General features: G+C 72.3%; 18 protein-coding genes and 1 pseudogene. 8 read left to right on the plus strand and 11 right to left on the minus strand.

What is annotated here, in order from left to right; all coding sequences use genetic code 11:
* Window positions 1-76: 76 nt before the first annotated feature.
* Window positions 77-859: a glycerophosphodiester phosphodiesterase gene (locus tag OG570_RS35465; RefSeq protein ID WP_326949641.1), complete on the minus strand. Its 783-nt coding sequence runs from the start codon at window positions 857-859 to the stop codon at window positions 77-79.
* Window positions 860-925: 66 nt separating this feature from the next.
* Between OG570_RS35465 and OG570_RS35470 the strand changes: the two genes are divergently transcribed.
* Window positions 926-1,306 (plus strand): hypothetical protein, encoded by a 381-nt coding sequence (locus OG570_RS35470; RefSeq protein ID WP_326949640.1) that lies wholly within the window; start codon window positions 926-928, stop codon window positions 1,304-1,306.
* A gap of 795 nt (window positions 1,307-2,101) precedes the next feature.
* On the opposite strand, the gene OG570_RS35475 is transcribed toward OG570_RS35470, so the two are convergent.
* Together OG570_RS35475 and OG570_RS35480 are read right to left on the minus strand one after the other, a co-directional pair.
* A complete protein-coding gene (locus tag OG570_RS35475) occupies window positions 2,102-3,064 on the minus strand; it encodes a tyrosine-type recombinase/integrase (protein ID WP_247051816.1) in 963 nt (320 codons plus the stop codon).
* 569 nt (window positions 3,065-3,633) lie between these two features.
* Window positions 3,634-4,149: a GNAT family N-acetyltransferase gene (locus OG570_RS35480; RefSeq protein ID WP_247051815.1), complete on the minus strand. Its 516-nt coding sequence runs from the start codon at window positions 4,147-4,149 to the stop codon at window positions 3,634-3,636.
* Between the two features lie 41 nt (window positions 4,150-4,190).
* Between OG570_RS35480 and OG570_RS35485 the strand changes: the two genes are divergently transcribed.
* Genes OG570_RS35485 through OG570_RS35505 form a run of 5 tightly spaced genes read left to right on the plus strand, consistent with a single transcriptional unit; the run spans window position 4,191 to window position 7,925 of the window.
* Window positions 4,191-4,748 (plus strand): helix-turn-helix domain-containing protein, encoded by a 558-nt coding sequence (locus tag OG570_RS35485; RefSeq protein ID WP_326953271.1) that lies wholly within the window; start codon window positions 4,191-4,193, stop codon window positions 4,746-4,748.
* A 49-nt stretch (window positions 4,749-4,797) separates the two neighbouring features.
* Complete coding sequence (locus OG570_RS35490) at window positions 4,798-5,442, plus strand: DUF1345 domain-containing protein (protein ID WP_326953272.1); 645 nt, start codon at window positions 4,798-4,800, stop codon at window positions 5,440-5,442.
* 16 nt (window positions 5,443-5,458) lie between these two features.
* A complete protein-coding gene (locus OG570_RS35495) occupies window positions 5,459-5,680 on the plus strand; it encodes a hypothetical protein (RefSeq protein ID WP_326953273.1) in 222 nt (73 codons plus the stop codon).
* A gap of 33 nt (window positions 5,681-5,713) precedes the next feature.
* Entirely contained in the window at window positions 5,714-6,319 is a 606-nt protein-coding gene (locus tag OG570_RS35500; protein ID WP_326953274.1) for a TetR/AcrR family transcriptional regulator, read from the plus strand.
* A complete protein-coding gene (locus tag OG570_RS35505) occupies window positions 6,303-7,925 on the plus strand; it encodes an acyl-CoA dehydrogenase family protein (RefSeq protein WP_326953275.1) in 1,623 nt (540 codons plus the stop codon). Before OG570_RS35500 ends, OG570_RS35505 begins: the two co-directional genes overlap by 17 nt.
* Here the strand turns inward: OG570_RS35505 and OG570_RS35510 are convergent.
* Together OG570_RS35510 and OG570_RS35515 are read right to left on the minus strand one after the other, a co-directional pair.
* On the minus strand, window positions 7,922-8,218 hold the full coding sequence (locus OG570_RS35510) for a hypothetical protein (protein WP_326953276.1): 297 nt from the start codon (window positions 8,216-8,218) through the stop codon (window positions 7,922-7,924). The two genes, OG570_RS35505 and OG570_RS35510, sit on opposite strands and share 4 nt — an antisense overlap.
* An 81-nt stretch (window positions 8,219-8,299) precedes the next feature.
* Window positions 8,300-8,425 (minus strand): annotated as a pseudogene (locus OG570_RS35515) (helix-turn-helix domain-containing protein); the annotation flags it as partial.
* 38 nt (window positions 8,426-8,463) lie between these two features.
* On the opposite strand from OG570_RS35515, the gene OG570_RS35520 reads away from it, so the two are divergent.
* Window positions 8,464-9,642 carry an FAD-dependent monooxygenase gene (locus OG570_RS35520; RefSeq protein WP_326953277.1) on the plus strand — a complete coding sequence of 393 codons (1,179 nt, stop codon included), beginning with the start codon at window positions 8,464-8,466 and terminating at the stop codon, window positions 9,640-9,642.
* Window positions 9,643-9,666: 24 nt separating this feature from the next.
* Here OG570_RS35520 and OG570_RS35525 read toward each other — a convergent pair whose 3' ends face one another.
* The 5 genes from OG570_RS35525 to OG570_RS35545 form a co-directional block, all read right to left on the minus strand.
* Window positions 9,667-10,245: a DinB family protein gene (locus OG570_RS35525; RefSeq protein WP_326953278.1), complete on the minus strand. Its 579-nt coding sequence runs from the start codon at window positions 10,243-10,245 to the stop codon at window positions 9,667-9,669.
* A gap of 155 nt (window positions 10,246-10,400) precedes the next feature.
* Window positions 10,401-11,495 carry an SWIM zinc finger family protein gene (locus OG570_RS35530; protein WP_326953279.1) on the minus strand — a complete coding sequence of 365 codons (1,095 nt, stop codon included), beginning with the start codon at window positions 11,493-11,495 and terminating at the stop codon, window positions 10,401-10,403.
* On the minus strand, window positions 11,492-13,990 hold the full coding sequence (locus OG570_RS35535; RefSeq protein ID WP_442788344.1) for a DEAD/DEAH box helicase: 2,499 nt from the start codon (window positions 13,988-13,990) through the stop codon (window positions 11,492-11,494). Before OG570_RS35535 ends, OG570_RS35530 begins: the two co-directional genes overlap by 4 nt.
* A gap of 71 nt (window positions 13,991-14,061) precedes the next feature.
* Window positions 14,062-14,844 (minus strand): ABC transporter permease, encoded by a 783-nt coding sequence (locus OG570_RS35540; protein WP_326949629.1) that lies wholly within the window; start codon window positions 14,842-14,844, stop codon window positions 14,062-14,064.
* Window positions 14,841-15,767 (minus strand): ATP-binding cassette domain-containing protein, encoded by a 927-nt coding sequence (locus tag OG570_RS35545; RefSeq protein WP_326953281.1) that lies wholly within the window; start codon window positions 15,765-15,767, stop codon window positions 14,841-14,843. The genes OG570_RS35540 and OG570_RS35545 overlap by 4 nt, the downstream gene beginning before the upstream one ends.
* A 79-nt stretch (window positions 15,768-15,846) precedes the next feature.
* On the opposite strand from OG570_RS35545, the gene OG570_RS35550 reads away from it, so the two are divergent.
* A complete protein-coding gene (locus OG570_RS35550) occupies window positions 15,847-16,632 on the plus strand; it encodes a TetR/AcrR family transcriptional regulator (RefSeq protein WP_326953282.1) in 786 nt (261 codons plus the stop codon).
* On the opposite strand, the gene OG570_RS35555 is transcribed toward OG570_RS35550, so the two are convergent.
* Window positions 16,615-17,787, minus strand: a complete 1,173-nt coding sequence (locus OG570_RS35555; protein ID WP_326953283.1) for a cytochrome P450 family protein — start codon at window positions 17,785-17,787, stop codon at window positions 16,615-16,617. The genes OG570_RS35550 and OG570_RS35555 overlap by 18 nt on opposite strands.
* Window positions 17,788-17,863: the final 76 nt, after the last annotated feature.

A 17,863-nucleotide genomic window follows, 5' to 3' on the forward strand; every position in this document is an offset into this window, starting at 1 on the left:
GGAACCGGGCGGAAACCCACGCTAGCGAGACCGGCGCGAACCGGTCACTCCGGCGAACAGGTGGACAAAATTCCCGTCACGCCTGCTGCCAGGTGCCCCGCTCGATCAGCACCTCACGCAGCAGGTCCGGCCGGTCCGTCACGATCCCGTGCACCCCGAGGTCCAGCAACGTCCGCATCTCCGCCGGATCGTCGATCGTCCACGTGTGCACCTCGATCCCGGACCGCCCCGCCATCGACACGAACGACTTGTCCACCACCCGCAACGCCCCCTGCCGCACCGGCACCTGCGCCATCACCCCCAGCACCAACCCGCCCAGCGGCAGCAACGGCAGCTTCCCGCGCGCCCACAGGGCCAGCACCGACCGCGGCCCGACCGCCGTCACCAGCTCCGGCCCCGCCAGCTTCCGCAACCGCGCCAGCCGCGCGTCCGAGAAGGACGCCGCCGCCACCCGGTCCCGCGCACCCGTCCGCTCCAGCACGTCCACGAACGGCTCCACGGCCTGATCGACCTTCACGTCGACGTTGAACCGCGCCTCCGGCAGCTCCTCCAGCACGTCCTCCAGCCGTGACAGCGCGACCTCGCCCCCGACCTTCACGTTCTTCAGCTGCGCCCACGTCTGCGACGCGATCGCCCCCGACCCGTCCGTCGTCCGGTCCAGGTGCGTGTCGTGGTGCACCACCACCACACCGTCCGCCGTCGCGTGCACGTCCGTCTCGATGTACCGGTACCCCTCCGCGAACGCCCGCTGGAACGCCGGCAGCGAGTTCTCCAGCCCCGCCAGCTCGTCGAGGTGCCAGCCACGGTGCGCGAAAGCACGGGGGAGCGGATCGGCCAGGTACGGGAAAGACGCGCGCATCCCCCAAGTGTGCACTTCCGCCATGACCCCGGCATGAGCAGACGATGGCCAGCTAGGGTCTCCCGGGTGAGGGAAGCCGCCGAACTAGCCCAGCCACCCGTGGACGACCTGGCCCCGGCCCGCCGCGGCGCCCCGAAGCACTGCGGCTGGTGTGGCCGACGCCTCCCCGAAGGCGGCAACGTCGGCCGCCGCCGACGCTACTGCGGCCAGTCCTGCCGCCAGCGCGCCTACGAACGCCGGACCGCCCTGCAACGCAGCGGCCTCCCCGAAGACGCGGTCGTGCTCTCCGACACGGAGATCGCCGCACTGCAGGACCGTCTGTTCCAGCTCCGCTGCGCCGCCGAGGACATCGTCACCGCGGCGGACGACGGAGCCGACGCCGGGGAGCTGCGCGGCCTCGCCGCCGACATCGCCCGCGCAGCCAAGGACCTCGAACAACTCCGCTGACCCACGGCGGCAAGTGCGCGAGTGGCTGTTTGTGTGAGGTAGCGCTCAAGCGGACACGTGCATGACTGGCCCTCTCCCGCGCCGAGCCGAGCGCGAGTGACCGTTCGCGTGTGAGCAACGCTCAAGGGGACACGTGCACGGCAGTCACGACTGGCCCTTTGGCGCGTAGGGGCAGAGCGCGAGTGGCCCTCTCGCGCTGGGTCGGCGCGACTGGCCCGTTCGCGCGTGCGACAGGGAGCCAACGGGCCGCTCGTGCACCGGCCCAAGCGCGAGAGGGCCGTTCGCGTCCTCGGGGCATGGCACAAATGGCCCGTTCGCGTCTGATGTGGCGCACGAGCGGTCCATTCGCACACACAGCTTGGCGTGAATGGGCCTCTCGTGCGAGATAGAGTCGCCCGCGCACCGGGGGGGGGGGTATGGCACGGACTGGCCAGGGGAGCGAGTGCTGGGGTAACGCACACGAAGACCACTCCCGTGAGGTGCCTCTCAAGAGAGCCGAGCGGCACGCCCTGCCCGGCGCGGTCGCACATGGAACTCCCGACCGCCCATCGGGAAGCTGACGGGAGAAAAGCTGACGGGGGACAGTCGGCCAGGCGCTGTCTGCTCCAGGCATGCATGGAGCGCGGCCCCCACCGTGGTGCGAGTGGCCCGTTCGTGCCCGATAACGCGCGAACGGGCCGTTCGCGCTGCCTGCGCGACTGGCCCGTGCGCGCCGTTGATGCCCCACAGTCCGCAGAACCCAGCTGACCAGGCTGGCTCGACAGCCCCCACCCGCAGAAACTGCCTGAGCCGCCGTCAGCTCAAGCCGTCCAGGGCGCGGTACGTGCGGTTGCTCGCCGCCGCCGCGCGTTGCTCTCGGCCTGTCGCCTCGATGTAGTTCTGGCTCGTCGCCAAGCTCGCGTGACCCAGCAGCGCCATGATCTCCGATGCCGTCGCGCCATCCTCCGCCAAGCGCGTCGCGAACGTGTGCCGCAACGCGTGCAGGTTCGCGCCCACCGGCACCCGGTCGTGCAGACCCGCGCCCCGGTAACACGACTTCACCAGGTACTCCAGCGCGCCCCGGCCGATCGGCTCGCCCGCTCGGTCCACCAGCAACGGCGAACCAGGGGAGGACCGCACCCCCGGGAACCGCACCCGGCACGACTCCCGGTATCGCTCGATCAGCTCCGCCAGCACCGGCTGCACCGGGATCGACCGATCCCGGCTGCCCTTCCCCTTCACGTGCAACCGCAGCTCACCGGCGCGCCCGACCAGCGACCGCGGCGTCAGCGCCCGCATCTCCGCCGCCCGCAACCCCGCCACCAGCCCCAGCGCGATCACCAGCACGTCCCGCTCCGGCCACGGGTCCCGCGCCCGCCGCGAACCGGCGGCCGCCGCAGACAGGAGCTGCTCCGGGGTTTCCTCACCCCGCAACGGCTTCGGCGTCAACGCCGGCGTCCGCGGCCGCGCCACCGCCCCCATCGGGTTGCCCGCCAGCAGCCCGTCCGCCACGCAGAACGTCAGGAACTGGTTCCACGTCGACCAGGCCCGCAGCACCGAGCTCTTCGCGTGCCCGTCCGCGAACACCCCGAACACCGAGCGCAGCGCCTGCCCGGTGAGGTCGGCGACCGCCAGGTCCTCGGCGGGGCGGCCGAGCTCCGAGACCAGGAGAGTGGTGATCCCGGCCAGATCCCGGCGGTAGGCGTCAGTGGTGTGCGGCGAGTCCTTGCGCGGCCGGCGGGCGGCGAAGAAGGCTTGCTGGGCCTCGGAAACCTTCATGGTGGATCTTGTACCGTACGGCACCGACAATTCCGCTCACCGGGTCCCGTCCGATTTCATGCATAATGGCAATTATGCATGAAATGTCGGAATCGACAGGAATCCGCTCCCGGGGGACCCCGGATCTCGCCTGACGGCCTTCGAGGCCCTCTGACGGCTCATCTGACACACCGCGGGGCATACGCACACATGTTCGACTGTCGCTTGAAGGCGTCCAGGCCTGAAGCTGGCCGAGGGCGGACCCGGAAGATGGCTCCCGATGAGCCCGTCAAGTCCCGACGACGTGCGTTCGGCCTAACATTGCGTACTCTAGTTTCGTCACCGTGACGTTTTACGGTCGGGTGACGGGACACCGGATCCGCGGCTCCAGGGGATGTCTCTCGCGGTCCCAAGGAACCCTCCCTGGGCACCCCTGAGGCTCAGGAGACTCCGTACGACGACGCTGTCGCTTCACTCCCGGCCGTTCTCTCAGGAGAAGCCGTCCTGACGAAGAACCCCCGCCGAGTTCGGCTTCTTTCGCCCCTCTTGGGTGTCCGCCGCAGGCACTGCTCTAGTGCCGATAATGTACATTATGTCAAGTAACCGGGATCTGGCGCTCCCTCGTCGTCCGAGAGGTCCTTCTGGACCCAGGCGACGTCACGCCAGGCTCCGTGCTTCCAGCCCACCTTGCGGTAGACGCCCGCGGGCTCGAACCCCAGTGCGCGGTGCAGCCCGGCGCTCGCGTCGTTCGGCATCGCCATCCCGGCGAACGCCCGCCGGTATCCGCGTTCCCGCAGTCTGCTGAACAACGCCTCGTACAACGCGCGCCCGGCGCCCGTGCGGCGTCGGCCTGGTTCCAGGTAGATGCTCGTCTCGCACGACCACCGGTACGCGGCGCGCTTGGCGAACGGGCCGGCGTAGGCGAACCCCAGTACCTGTCCATCCTCCTCGAGGACGAGCCAGGCGTGCGCGCCGGCGATGCGGCGGGTCATTTCTTCGGTGTCGGGTGGTTCGGTTTCGAAGGAGATCACCGTGTCGGTGACGTACGGCGCGTAGATGGCGGCGCAGGCGGCTGCGTCGTCCGGTGTGGCGTCTCGAACCTTCATGGCTCCTATGGTAGCCATACTGAGTCGTATAGTATCAAGTGATGACCGATCCCCTGACTCTTCGGCTGGCGGCGACCGTGCACGCGGCGCGGACGTCCCGAGGCTTGTCCGTCGCCGTGCTGGCCGAGGATTCCGGGGTGTCCCGGGCGATGATCGGGAAGATCGAGCGGGGTGACGTCCAGCCGACGGCGGCGTTGCTGGCGAAGCTGTCGTCCGCGCTGGGGATGACGTTGACGGAGCTGATCGCGCGGGCCGAGGGTGACGAGCGGCGGTTGGTGCGGGCGGCGGAGCAGCCGGTGTGGGTGGATCCGGATTCCGGGTACCGGCGCCGGTCGGTCTCCCCCGCGTCCGGGCGGCCGTTGGAGCTGGTGGAGATCGAGCTGCCGGTGGGTGCGGCGGTGCCGTTGCGGGCGAGCACGTTCTTGCACCAGCAGATCTGGGTGCTGGCCGGGCACCTGCGGATGCGGGAGGGCGCTGAGGTGCACGAGCTGGACGCCGGGGACTGCCTGCAGCTGGGGTCCGCGCCGGATCGGGTGTTCGAGAACCCGGGGTCGCTCCCCTGCCGGTATCTGGTCGCGCTGGTCCCCCGGGCCACCTGACCAGGTGATCCCGGGTGCCGTCGGGGCGTGGGGCCGTTAGTTTCGCGCGATGCGGTGGCTGCGGAGGGTCTGGTACCGGTGCGCGGAGTTCCTGCTGGTGTTGCTGGGGCTGGGGTGGTTGATCGCGCCGAACACCGGGCTGGACGTGGTGTTCCTGCTGGCGTGGGACGTGTTCGCGCTGGTGGCGATCGTGTCGCGGTGGGTGCGGATCCGGCGGTACCGGCTGGTGGGTGACGAGGTGGAGCCGTCGTGGTTGCACAGTCTCCTGGGGCGTCGGTGGAACTTCGCGGCGACGCTGGTGGTGAGTGTGGTCGGGATGACGGCGGGTGGGTTGATCCTGGTGGCGAACGCGATCGCCGACGAGGACGACGAGATGGCGTCGGTGCTGCAGATCAGTGCGGTGCCGGCGGTGCTGGCGGCGTGGATCCTGCTGCACTTCGGGTACGCGGACCGTTATGCGCACCTGCACTACCAGGCCGCGCCGGAGCCGGGGTTGCGGTTCCCGGCGACGGAGCGGCCCAATTTGCTGGACTTCGCGTATTTCGCGTTCACGGTGGGGACGTCGTTCGCGACGTCCGATGTGGAGGTGCGGGCGCGGCCGATCCGGTACACGGTGCTGACGCACAGCGTGGTGTCGTTCGTCTACAACACGGCGATCCTGGGGATCGCGGTGGGTGTGATCACCGGGAAGTAGCGAAGGCGTCGACGTCGTGCTCCCCGACCGGCCGGAGAACCGGCTGGCGCGCCGGGTGTCGACGTTCGAGGCGTCCTTCTCCTGTGTGCCGGTCGACGGCGGGGTCCGGGTGACGCGGCGGATCGTGTTCGGGTTCGCCGCTCCCCTGCGCCCGCTGCTCGAGCCGATGCTGCGGCGCAAGCTGCGAGCCGACGTCGAGGCGGAGATCCGGGGCGCGCAGGCTCTCTTGGAGCGTTGACTGAAGCAATGAATCAGTGCTTCACTTCTTGACGTGCCCTACCGCCGTACCCCGAAGGTGCAGGAACGCCTCGACGCGCAGCGCGAGACGATCGTCTCCGCCGCGACGCGCCAGCTGGCCGAGCGCGGCCACAGCGGCTGCTCCGTCGCCGCGGTCGCCGAGCGGGCCGGGGTGGCCGTCGGCAGTGTGTACCGCCACTTCCCCACCAAGGCCGACCTGGTCGTGCACGTGTTCCGGCAGGTCGTGACGCGGGAGGTCGAGGCGGTCCGGGCGGCGTCGGCGGGGCTGGACGAGCCCGCCGAGCGGGTCCTGGCCGTGTTCGAGACGTTCGCCCAGCGCGCCCTCAAGGCTCCCCGGCAGGCTTATGCCCTGCTCGCCGAGCCGGTCGACGCGCTCATCGACGCCGAACGGCTCGAGTTCCGCCGTGCGTTCACCGACGTCGTCGCCGAGCACGTCGCCGCCGGCGTGCGGGACGGCTCGCTGCCGCCGCAGGACGGCCGGATCACTGCGGCCGCGCTCGTGGGGGCTGCCGCCGAGGTCTTGATCGGCCCGTTGACCAGTGGAAACGAACAGGACGTCGGCGCTCTGCGCGCGTTCGTCCTTCGCGCTCTAGGAGGTTCCGATGCCCGCCACGCATGACGTCGTCAACCAGGTCCCGCCGCTCAACGGCCACGACGTCGCCGCCGACCCGGCGCTGCTGGACGGCCTCGAGCGGGCCGGGGCGGGCTGGGCCGCGGCCGAGGTGCACGAGCTGGGCCGGCTGGCCGGCAGCGAGCTGGCCCAGGACTGGGGTCGGCTGGTCAACGAGCACGAGCCGGTGCTGCGCACCCACGACCGTTACGGCCACCGGATCGACGAGGTCGAGTTCCACCCGCACTGGCACGACCTGATGACCGTCGCGGTCGAGCACGGGCTGCACGGGACGCCGTGGCGTGACCCGCGGGAAGGCGCGCACGCGGCGCGGGCGGCGAAGTTCTTCGTCTGGGGCCAGGTCGAGGCCGGGCACAGCTGCCCGATCTCGATGACCTACGCCGCGATCCCGGCGCTGCGGGCGAACCCGGAGCTGGCGGCGCGGTACGAGCCGCTGCTGGCGGCGACCGAGTACGACTTCGGGCTGCGGGAGCCGACGTCCAAGCGCGGCCTGATCGCGGGCATGTCGATGACGGAGAAGCAGGGCGGCTCGGACGTCCGCGCGAACACGACCACGGCGACGCCGTCCGCGGACGGCAGTTACACCCTCGTCGGGCACAAGTGGTTCACCTCCGCACCGATGTCCGACATGTTCCTGACGCTGGCGCAGGCGCCGGGCGGGCTGTCGTGCTTCCTGCTCCCCCGCGTCCTGCCCGACGGCTCGCTCAACCCGATCCGGCTGCAGCGGCTGAAGGACAAGCTGGGCAACCGGTCGAACGCGTCGTCGGAGATCGAGTACGACCACGCCGTCGGCTGGCTCGTCGGCGAAGAGGGCCGCGGGGTCCGCACGATCATCGAGATGGTCAACAACACCCGCCTCGACTGCGCGCTCGGCAGCGCGTCGGGGATGCGGCTGGGCGCGGTGCGCGCGGTGCACCACGCCACCCACCGCTACGCGTTCGGCAGGGCGCTGGTCGACCAGCCGCTGATGGCGAACGTGCTGGCCGACCTGGTGCTGGAGTCCGAAGCGGCGACGACGGTGGCGATGCGGCTCGCGGCCGCGGGCGACCGGCCCGGCGACCCGCGGGAGCAGGCGTTCCGGCGGCTCGGGCTGGCCGTGTCGAAGTACTGGGTGTGCAAGCGGGCGCCGGCGCACGCGGCGGAGGCGCTGGAGTGCTTCGGTGGCAACGGGTACGTGGAGGAGTCCGGCATGCCGCGGCTCTACCGCGAGGCGCCGCTGATGTCGATCTGGGAGGGCTCGGGCAACGTCGCGGCGCTGGACGCGCTGCGGGCGATGGGCCGGCAGCCGGAGTCGGTAGCGGCGTTCTTCGAGGAGGTCGAGCTGGCCGCCGGGGGTGACGCGCGGCTGGACGACGCCGTCGACCGGGTGCGCAAGGAGCTGACCGACCTGGACGGGATCGAGTACCGGGCGCGGCGGCTGGTGGAGTCGCTGGCGCTGGTGCTGCAGGGTTCGCTGCTGGTGCGCCACGGCGACCCGGCGGTCGCGGACGCGTTCTGCGCGTCACGTTTCGGCGGTGACTGGGGCATCGCGTTCGGCACGCTGCCGGCCGGCGTCGACACGGGCGCGATCATCGAGCGTGCCGCGGTCCGCTAGCGGCCGAGGGCGTCGAGGGCCGCGGTGACCGCCGCGGCCTTCAGTTCGTCGACGGGGGCGTCGGGGAACTGCATGCAGACGTCCTGCAGACCGCCGAGGGCGAGGATCGCGCGGGCGGCCTGTTCGAGGGTGGGTTCGGGGCCGCTGATCAGCTCGGTGAGCCGGGTGCGCCAGGCCAGGGCCTTGTCGATGAGCCCGAGGTCGGCCAGGGTCGGCGTCTCGGTGAGCAGCATGATGACGTCTTCGCGGTGCCGGTAGTTGAAGTCGAAGAACCCCTCGATGAGCTCCCGCACCGGCGCGTCGCCCCGGGCTTCCTGCTCGACCAGGAACTTCTCGCCGTCGTCGAGCAGGGGCTGGACGATGCTGCGGACCAGGTCTTCGCGGGACTGGAAGTGGTAGTACAGCGCGGGTTTGGTGATGCCGAGGACGTCGGCGATGTCCTGGAGGCTGGTGCGCTGGACGCCCTGCTGGGTGAACAGGTCGCGTGCGGTGGCCAGGATGCGCTGCTTGGTGTCGGAGGAGGGTTATCGCGGGTCCGGTGCTGGCCTATTGGCTCACCAGGTACGGCTTCGACGTCACCGTCGTCGAACGCGCGCCGGCGCTGCGCAAGACCGGCGGCCACGCCGTCGACCTCTTCCGCCCGGCCATGGACATCACCGAACGGATGGGCGTGCTGCCGCGGGTCGAGGCCCTGGCCACCGGCACCACGCGGATGACGCTGCACCGCGAAGGCGCGCGCCGGCCGACCCGGGTGGACCTGGCGAAGCTCTTCCAGGCCACCTCCGACCGGCACGTCGAAGTCATGCGCGACGACCTCAGCGAGATCTACTACGACGCCGGCCGCGACGACGTCGAGTACCTGTTCGGCGACTCGATCACCGCCATCTCCCCCGACGGTTCGGTGACCTTCGAACACGCCGCGCCCCGGACGTTCGACGTCGTCGTCGGCGCCGACGGCCTGCACTCGAACGTGCGCCGCCTGATCTTCGGCGAGGAAGCCGGGCAGACCCGGTTCATCGGCGCCTACCTCGCCGTCCTGTCCCTGCCCGGCACCCTCGGCCTCGACGGTGAGACCGTCGCCCACCTCGGCGCCGGGCGCACCGCGGCGATCTACAGCGCCCGGCACATGGACGAGGCCCGCGCGGTGTTCCTCTTCCGCCGCGACGAGCCGCTCGACTACCACCACCGCGACGTCGCGCGGCAGAAGCTACTGCTCCGGGAAGCTTTCGCCGGGATGCATCCGCAGGTCGACGGCTGGCTGGCCGAGCTGGCCGGCGAGCGCACGTTCTACTTCGACTCGATCACGCAGCTGCAGCGCGACACCTGGTCCCGGGACCGCGTCACCCTGGTCGGCGACGCCGGGTACTGCCCGGGCCCGGCCGTCGGCGGCAGCACCAGCCTCGCCGTGCTCGGCGCGTACGTCCTGGCCGGCGAGCTGGCCGCGGCGGGTGGTGACCACACGCGGGCGTTCGCCGCCTACGAACGGGAGATGGGCGACCTGGTCCGCAAAAGCCGGGCCTTCGCGCTCGGCGCGGCCCGGAGCCTGATCCCGGGTTCGCGCGCCGGGGTCTGGGCGCTCGCGCGTGGCGGGCAGCTGGTGTCGGCGTTGCCGGCCGGGCTGACCCGGGCGATCGCGAAGCTCAACACCGGCGGCGTGCGGATGCACGACTCGATGACGGTCAAGGACTACGCGGTCACCCCGGTCGTGAGTGGTTAGGGCGGTTAGAACCGCCCTAACCACTCACGACCTCGGGTGGGCGTGCTGGTCGGCGGCCTCCTGGACGCGGGTGAGGTGGCGGGTCCACCAGTCCGCGTCGCCGGCGACGTCGTGGTCGGCGCCCGGACGGCCGTCGATCGTCTCCCGGATGATGTCCGCGTGGCCGGCGTGCTGCGCGGTCTCGGCCACGACGCGCACCAGCAGGGAGCCGAACGTCGTCCGCCGGCGCTCTTCCGGCCACCACGAAACCGACGCCGGGGCGTCCAGGGGAAGCTGGGCGATCGACTCGTCGGAGTGCTGCCACGCCCGGCGGTAGAGGGTGACCAGCTCCTCGCGGGTCTGCCCGGCCGTGGCCCACATGTCCGCGCTGTCCCAGATCGACGCGTCTTCGACCCACGGCAGCGGGTCCGGAGTGGGGCGGCCGACGCTGTCGCCGAGATACCCGAACTCGACGCCGGCCAGGTGCTTGACCAGGCCCAGCAGGTTGGTCGCCGTCGGCGTCATGGGGCGGCGGACGTCGTACTCGCTCAGCCCGTCCAGCGACGCGAGCAGGCTGTTCCGCGAGTCCTGGAGGTAGCGGTGCAGATCGGCGGCGAGGTCCATGCCGCGCACGCTAGCGCCGGGCACCGACAAAAGCGGACCGGGCGGGCGCGCGGGAGGAGCCCGCGCGCCCGCACCCCCAGTGGCCCGGCGGAAGCCGCCGTCACAGGACAGGAGACAGCGAGGTTCGCGCTGGATACCGGGAATTACGGCGCTTTTCAGACCAGCAGCAGACCGGGGTCGGTCTCCGGCGGGCCGGCGGGCCACCACACGTCGTCTTCGCGGCGGTAGGGGTGCCACCGGCCCTGGTGGTCCAGGCGCAGCTGCGTGTCTCCGAGCGTGCAGTGGTTGCGCTCGAACACCGGGTCGACGTCGGCGAGCGCGGCCCGCGCGGCCGCGAGCACCGGCTTCGGCGGCGTCCACGTCGTGTCGAGGACTTCGAGCCCGGCACGGCCGCCGTGCGTCCACGCCGCCACCGCCCGCTCGAACTCCGGGCCGTCACCCAGCCGTGTGGCCGGGAACTGCGCGGCCAGCCGGACGGTGTCCTGCCGGCGGCCGGGCCACGGCTCCCCCGCCAGCACCGCGCCGGCCTGCGTCGCGGCGTTGGCCACCAGCAGCGCGAACGCCTCGGCGGGCACCCCGGGCGCCGCCGGGATCGACGGCGCCCCCGCGGGCCGGAACTCCGCCAGGTCGGGCAGCTCTCCCGGCGTCCGGTCGACGTCGGCGGAGACGTCTTCGCGGGGCGTGGTCCGGCTCTCCAGCTCCTCCCGGATCTCCCGCTCGCCCATGCCGCGCATCAGCAGCAGCACGAACGGGTCCGCGTCCAGCAGCCACGACGCCTGGAACGACAACGCCGCCGCGTGCTTGCACGGCAGCTCCCAGCCCGGGCAGTCGCACTCCGGGTCGAGGTCGCCGATCACCGGCAGCAGGTGGACGCCGGCGTCGTCGGCCGCCGCCACCAGGTCCGGCGGCATGTCCCGGTCCAGCAACGCCGCCAGGTGCCCGGCACGCGAGGCCACCCGGTCGAGGAAGCGCACCCAGTCCCCGTCGGACAGTTCCGCCAGCGTGAGCTGGGTGCGGTACGGGCCGCCGTCCACGTCATCGACCACGGCCGCGATCCGGCCCGGGCTCACCGTGATCGGCCCGACCAGCCCGGCCGCGGCGTATCGGCGGCCCTGCTTGAGCTGCCGCAGGTCCAGCGCGGTGTCCTCCATCGCGCTCACCCAGGCCCGGCCCCACCACGACGTCGCGAACCGCCCGCGCGTCCCGGTCGTCCCGAACGCGGGGAAGCCCCGCACGCGGTCGTCGTTCATCCGCGGCTCCTCAGTTCGACGAGCTCCGCGAGCTCGGTGTCGGACAGTTCGGTCAGCGCGGCCTCGCCCCCGGCCAGCACCGCGTCGGCCAGGACCCGCTTCTCCCGCAGCATCGCCGCGATCCGGTCCTCGACCGTGCCCTCGGCGACGAGCCGGTGCACCTGCACCGGCCGGGTCTGCCCGATCCGGTACGCCCGGTCGGTCGCCTGGTCTTCGACGGCGGGGTTCCACCAGCGATCGAAGTGCACGACGTGATCGGCGCGCGTCAGGTTCAGCCCGGTGCCCGCCGCCTTGAGCGACAGCAGGAACACCGGCACCGCGCCGTCCTGGAAGCGCGCCACCAGCTCCTCGCGCCGCGGCACGGGCGTACCGCCGTGCAGCAGCTGCGTGCCGATCCCGCGGGTGGCCAGGTGCTGCTCCAGCAGCCGGGCCATCGCGACGTACTGGGTGAACACCAGCACCGCGCCGCCTTCGGCGAGGATGGTGTCCAGCAGCTCGTCGAGCAGCTCCAGCTTCCCGGAGCGCCCGCCGGGTGCCTTGAGGTACTGCGCCGGGTGGTTGCAGATCTGCTTCAACGCGGTCAGCAGCTTCACGATCCGCCCGCGCCGCGCCATCCCGTCGCTCGCGGCGATGTCGGCCATCATCTCCCGCACGACCGCCTCGTACAGCGCCACCTGCTCCGGGCTGAGCGCCACCGGCCGGTCCGTCTCGGTCTTCGCGGGCAGCTCCGGCGCGATCCCCGGGTCGGACTTGCGACGCCGCAACAGGAACGGCCGCAGCAACCTACCGAGCCGCTCCGCGGTCACCGGGTCACCCGCCTCGATCGGCTTCGCCCAGCGCGCCCGGAACTCCGAGAGCGACCCCAGCAGCCCCGGCGTCGTCCAGTCGAGGATCGCCCACAGCTCCGAAAGCGTGTTCTCCACCGGCGTGCCGGTCAACGCCACCCGCGCCGACGCCGGCACCAGCCGCAACGCCTTCGCCGTGCTCGAGCGGTGGTTCTTGACGTGCTGGGCCTCGTCGGCGACCAGCAGCCCCCACCGCACACCGGCCAGCGGCGCGGGATCGGTCCGCAGCGTCCCGTAGGTCGTCAGGATAAACCCGTCGATGTCCTCGATGTCGTCGAGCGAGCGGGCCGCGCCGTGGAAGCGCCGCACCGGCACGCCCGGGGCGAACCGCCGGATCTCGCGTTCCCAGTTGCCCAGCAGCGACGCCGGGCACACCACCAGCGTCGGGCCGGCCGCCCGGTGCAGGTGCAGCGCGATCAGCGTGACCGTCTTGCCCAGGCCCATGTCGTCGGCGAGACACCCGCCGAGCCCCAGCTCGGTGACCGTGGCCAGCCACTGCAGCCCGCGCAGCTGGTAGTCCCGCAGCGACGCGGCCAGCCCGGACGGCGGCACCGGCGGTTCCGGTGGCGCGGCCAGGCGTTCCCGCAGGTCGGCCAGCCAGCCTTCGGTGACGACCTCGACGTGCTCGCCGTCGATCTCGGTGGTGCCGCTCAGCACGGCGCCGAGCGCGTCGACCGGGGTCAGCGGCTTGAGCGTCCGCTCGCGGGCCTTCGCCGCGAACGCCGGGTCGATCAGTACCCAGCGGTCGCGCAGCCGCACCACCGGACGCCGCGCCTCGGCGAGGGCGTCCAGTTCGGCCTCTGTCAGGACCTCGTCACCGAGCGCGAGCTGCCAGTCGAAGGCCAGGGCCCGGCCGCCGCCGAAGAACGACGGCAGGTCACCCGGTGCGTCCCCGGCGGCCACGACGGCCCGCGCGGTGAGCGAACCGGCCAGCTCGGCGGGCCAGTGCACATCGATGCCGGCCGCCGTCAGCCGGGGGGCCGCGGCCGCGACCAGCTCGGTGAGGTCGTCCCCCGCGAGCGCCAGCTCGTCCGGGACGGCCGAGGTCAGCAGCGGGCTCAGCGCCGGCCACACCTGCGCACCCCGCCGCAACGCCAGCACGACGTCGATGCGGGCCCGCGGCCCGAACCGGCCCGTCTCCCACAGCTCCGCCGCGTCGGCGATCTGCCCGGGATCGGCGAGGCTGTGCACCTGGACCACGGCCCGGTAGCGGCCGGCGTCGAAGCCGTCGGGGGCCTCGACGCGCAACGACACCCGGATGCCCGAGTCGAGGCCCGCGGCCAGCTCGTCCGCCCAGTCGCGCACGGCGTCGGCGCGCTGGGGCGCGACCGCGGCGAACAACTTCGTCCCGGCGGCCTTCGCCGCGGCGGGCGTGCGGGGCAGCGTGTCGGCGACGGCGTCGAGGAACGCCCGCAGCAACGGCCCCGGCGCCCGGTCATCGGCGGGCATCGCGGCGGCCAGGTCCCGCAGCCACGCGGCGTCCGCCGGCTGGAGGGGGCCGACGCGCCAGGCGTCGTGCCCGGCCTCGGTGACCCCCGGCAGCAGCCGTCCCGCGGCGACCAGCCGCAGCGCGGCCTTCGCCGCCGTCGCCCAGAACACCGCGGACGGCTCCGGGTCGTCGCTCGCGAGCAACGCCCGCAGACCGTCCACGATGGACAGTGGTGTGTCGTCGAGCACCAGGTGGCCCGCTCGTGGCGGTTCCCCCGGCAGGAAATCGGCGTTCAGTTCCCCAGCCTCCCGAATCGGCGCACGGACAGCGGCACGAACACCGCGAGCAGGACCAGCGGCCAGACCACCGCCATCACCACCGGGTGCGTACTCACCCAGGACGTCCCCACCACCCCCGGGTTGTCGAACAGGACCCGCGCCGCTGTCACCGTGGAGGACAACGGGTTCCACTCGGCCACGGTTCCCAGCCACGCCGGCATCGTCGCGGTCGCGACGAACGCGCTGGAGAGGAACCCGAACGGGAACTCCAGCGTTTGGGCGAGCGTCACCATCGACGGGTCCGTGGTCAGCAGGCCCAGGTAGATCCCGGCCCAGACCAGCGCGGCCCGCAGCAGGAGCAGCAGCGCGAGCGCGGACAGCGTCTCGCCGAGGCTGCCGTGCGGGCGCCAGCCGACCGCGAACCCGCAGCCCACCAGCACGGCCAGCGCGAGGACGGCGTTGACGAGGTCCGCGGCGACCCGGCCGGTGAGCACCGCCGACGGCGCCATCGGCAGCGACCGGAAGCGGTCGGTGACGCCCTTGGTGGCGTCGTCGAGCACCGCGATCATCGTGCCCGACAGGCCGAACGCCATGGTCATGCCGAACATCCCCGGCATCAGGAACTCGCGGTAGGAGCCGCCGCCCGGCACGGTCATCCCGCCGCCGAGCAGGTAGGCGAAGATCAGCACCATCAGGATCGGGAACGCCACCACGGTGACAAGCCGGGCCGGGCGCCGGGCCAGGTGCGCGAGGTAGCGCTGGGTCAGCGTCCAGCCGTCGGTGATCGCCCAGGTCATCGCGCCACCCCCGTCAGCTCCAGGAACACCTCATCGAGCGTCGGGTGCCGCAGGGCCACGTCGGCGAACGCCAGCTCGGTCACCGCCAGCTCGCGCACGACATCGGTCAGCATCGACGGCGCCGCCCGCGCGCTCACCCGCAGCTCCTCGGTGACCGGCTCGGCGCCGGTGACCCGGGCGAGCAACGCCGTCGCCGCGCCCACGACGTCCGGATCGGTCAGCACCAGCTCGATCCGGGTCGCGCCGAGGGACCCCTTCAGCTCGGCCGGACTGCCTTCCGCGATGACGCGCCCGTGCTCGACGAGCGAGATCCGGTCGGCCAGCCGGTCCGCCTCCTCGAGGTACTGGGTGGTGAGCAGGACGGTCGTGCCGTCGGCCACCAGGGACCGCACCGCGCGCCAGACCTCGATGCGGCTGCGCGGGTCCAGCCCGGTCGTCGGCTCGTCGAGGAACAGCACTCGCGGTGCCGCGAGCAGGGACGCGGCCAGGTCGAGGCGTCGCCGCATGCCCCCGGAGTACGCGGACACCGGCTTCGACCCGGTGTCCGCGAGGTCGAACCGCGCCAGGAGGTCGTCGGCGCGGCGGGTGGCTTCGCGGCGGCCGAGGTGGTGCAGCCGGCCGAACAACACGAGGTTCTGCCGGCCGGAGAGCAGTTCGTCGACGGCGGTCTGCTGGCCGACGACGCCGATCGCCGCCCGGACCTTCGCCGGTTCGGTGGCGACGTCGAAGCCGGCCACGCGCGCGACGCCGTCGTCGTGCCGTAGGAGCGTGCTCAGGACGCGGACGGCGGTGGTCTTGCCCGCGCCGTTGGGTCCCAGCAGGCCGTGCAGCGTGCCGGCCGGGACCGACAGATCGAACCCGTCGAGGGCGTACGCGGCGCCGTAGCGCTTGCGGAGTCCCTCGGCCTGGATCTGCGGAGTCATCTTCCCCCTTAACTCTGTACTGTGTACGAAGAAGAGGTTAGCACAACTCTGTACGACGTACGGGGATCGAATGGGCAGAATGAGCGGCGTGAGCACCGAGGACGACGGCGGCAGTGACCCGCGACGGGGGATCGAGCTGCTCTGGGGCGTCTCCGCGCCACCGCGACGCGGCCCGAAACCCAAGCTGACCACGGCCGACGTCGTCAAGGCCGGCATCACGATCGCCGACGCCGAGCACCTCGACGCGGTCACCATCCGCCGCGTCGCCGACCACCTCGGCGTCTCCCCCATGTCGCTCTACACCTACGTCCCCGGCCGGGACGAGCTCGTCGAGCTGATGATCGACCACGCCCGCGGCGAGCTGCCGGCCCCCGAACCCGGCCTCGGCTGGCGCGCGGCGCTGACCGCCATCGCCGAAGCGGCCTGGGCCCACTTCCACCGCCACCCCTGGCTGCTGGAAGCCGCCACGACCCGCTCGGTCCTGGGCCCGCACACCTTCGCCAGGTACGAGCACGAGCTGCGCGCGATCGACGGCATCGGCCTGGACGACGTCGAGATGGACTCCGTGATCACCATCGTCAACGGCCTCGTCCGGGCCACCGCGCGCACCTCGGTCGACGCCGCCCGCCTGGTCCGCGCCAGTGGCCTGACCGACGCGCAGTGGTGGGCGCGCGCCGCGCCGGTGCTGGCCGGCATCCCGGCCGCCGACGCGGCGAACTACCCCCTCGCCTCCCGCGTCGGCCAGGCCGCCGGCGAGACGCACAACGCCGCGTCCGACGCCGCCCACAGCTTCCACTTCGGCCTCGCCCGCGTCCTCGACGGCATCGAGACGCTGATCAACGCCCGCTCAGAGGGTCAGCGGTAGCGCCGACGGCCGCCAGGTCCCGCCGTCGGGCGCGCGCGGAACGTCGTCGACCGCCAGCGCGAGGTCCGGGAACCGCGTGAACAGTCCCGACAACGCCACCTCAGCCTGCACCCGCGCGATCGACGCGCCCAGGCAGAAGTGCGGGCCGTGCGAGAACCCCAGCTGCGCCGGCCCGGACCGGGTGACGTCGAGCCGGTCGGCGCCGTCGAACACCCGCGGGTCACGGTCGGCGGCCACCATCGCCGCGGTCACCCGCTCACCTTCCCGGATCAGGGTGCCGTCGATCTCGACGTCCTCACGCGCGAACCTCGGCGTGGTGAGCAGCTGCGGGCTGCACCACCGCATCAGCTCCTCGACCGCGCCCGGCCACAACGCCGGATCCACGCGCAGCAGTGCGAGCTGGTCCGGGTGCGTGAGCAGGGCTTCGACGGCGTTGGCGATGAGGTTGACCGGCGTCTGCCCGGCCAGCATGAGGTGCCAGACCAGGGTGACCAGCTCGGTGTCGGTGAGCCGGTCACCGTCCTGGGCGCGGACGAGGTCGCCGATGAGGTCGTCACCCGGCTCGGCGCGGCTGCGCGCGACGACGTCCTTCGCGCCCTCGATGATCACCGGGATGGCCGCGAGGAAGTCCTGGCCCACCCCGCCGGCGACCGCGGCGCCGTACTCGCGCCAGCGCGGCCGGTCCGCCGCGGGGATGCCGATCAGCTCGCAGATGACGTCCATCGGCAGCGGCCGGGCGAAGTGCGGGACCAGGTCGACGACGCCGTCCTCGGCATGGGACGGCAGCTCGTCGAGCAGGTGTCCGGTGATGGCCGCCAGCCGCGGGCGGAACTGCGCGGCCCGCTTCGGGGTGAAGGCGGGCGCCACCAGCCGTCGCAGCCGCAGGTGTTCGACGCCGTCCTGCTCGGCCATGGTCCGCATGTACTCGAGGCAGTGCTCGGGGATGCCCGGCGGGCGCATGAAGCTCTCCGGCTTCACCTCGAACCGCGGGTCGCTCAGCATCGCGCGGGCCTCGGCGTAGCGGGTCAGCGCCCAGAACGGGCCGAAGCCGGGGATCACCAGCCGCGCCACCGCGCTCGCCTCGCGTGCCTGGTCGTAGGCGGTGAACGGGTCGGTGAGCACCTTGAGGTCGGTCAGGTCGATCTCGGGGATCATCGGGGACTCCAAATGTTAAGATCAGATGTTCTTGTCATCTGGATGGTCACGGTATCTTGACCGGCAACACCGGGGC

It is taken from the genome of Amycolatopsis sp. NBC_01286 (assembly GCF_035982555.1).
Classification (GTDB): domain Bacteria; phylum Actinomycetota; class Actinomycetes; order Mycobacteriales; family Pseudonocardiaceae; genus Amycolatopsis.